Source organism: Williamsia muralis, assembly GCF_002735905.1.
GTDB lineage: Bacteria > Actinomycetota > Actinomycetes > Mycobacteriales > Mycobacteriaceae > Williamsia > Williamsia muralis_A.
On record NZ_PEBD01000015.1, the window covers coordinates 1 to 1,000 of the forward strand.

The following is a 1,000-nucleotide window of genomic DNA, read 5'->3' on the forward strand; positions in this document are numbered from 1 at the left end:
GCCGTGGCAAGGCGCCATCCGGTGGCTCGCGCGGCAACCCGATAGCTGCCGTCGGGTTGTTTCACCGACAGTTCTGACGCGAGCAGACTGATCTGTCTACCCGGCCGCAGCACGGTCGTCGACACCCGGTTCTCGGTCATCCCTACCGGACCGAGGATGTCGATTGCTATGCGTGTGAAGGAATGTGACGCGTCCGGCTCGTGACGCAGCAGTGCTCGAGTCAGCAATCCGGTCGGTGGGCCGCCGTGTTGCAGATCGGCACCCCACACGCTGACCGTGTGTTCGGTGGGTTCGAAATGATCGAAATCGCCGTCATGGCCCAGAGGGATGAAGTAGGCGGGTTGCGCAGACACAAGGGGTGATTCAACCACCTACTCCGACACGGCCTCCGCATGGCTCGTCTCACCCGGCGACGACGGCCATCCGGGGTACGGCAGCAGCGTCCCGCCGAACTCCGGGCAGTGGGCCTTGTGGTCGCACCACTGACACATGCGACTGCGCTTCGGTGGGAAGTCGCCCGTCGCACCGGCTTTCAGGATTGCCTTCCAGATCGCCGTGAGTGTCTTGGCGAATCGATCGAGCTCGGCCTTCTCGGGTGTGTAGATCAGGCTCTGGCCGTCGGCGAGATAGAGCAGTTGGAGGCGGGCCGGAACGATCCCGCGGAGCCGGTAGATCGCCAGCGCGTAGAACTTCATCTGGAACAGCGCGCGCGATTCGAAACTCTCGCCGGGGGAGCGCCCGGTCTTGTAGTCGACCACACGTACGCGGCCGTCGGGTGCCACGTCGATCCGGTCGACGAAGCCGCGCAACAACACTCGATCGGGGTCGTCATCGTCCTCGGTCAGGTCGACCTCCACCCGCAATTCACACGATTCCGGTGTGAAGGCGGTTGGATTCTCCAGCGTGTAGTAGGTGGAGATGAGTTTGTGGGCGTCGGCAAGGAACCGGTCGACCTGGTCATCGGGAACCAGGTCGACCGGTTCCTTGCCGACGCCCACAA

At 63.7% G+C, this 1,000-nt stretch carries 2 protein-coding genes; both read right to left on the reverse strand.

Going from position 1 to position 1,000, the window contains the following annotated elements; translation table 11 throughout:
• Nucleotides 1-353, reverse strand: a 353-nt coding sequence (locus CSW57_RS24090; protein ID WP_223249493.1) for an acyl-CoA thioesterase domain-containing protein, incomplete at its 3' end; no start/stop codon positions are given.
• Between the two features lie 18 nt (nucleotides 354-371).
• On the reverse strand, nucleotides 372-1,000 hold a 629-nt coding region (locus tag CSW57_RS24095; RefSeq protein ID WP_099385136.1), incomplete at its 5' end, for a RecB family exonuclease.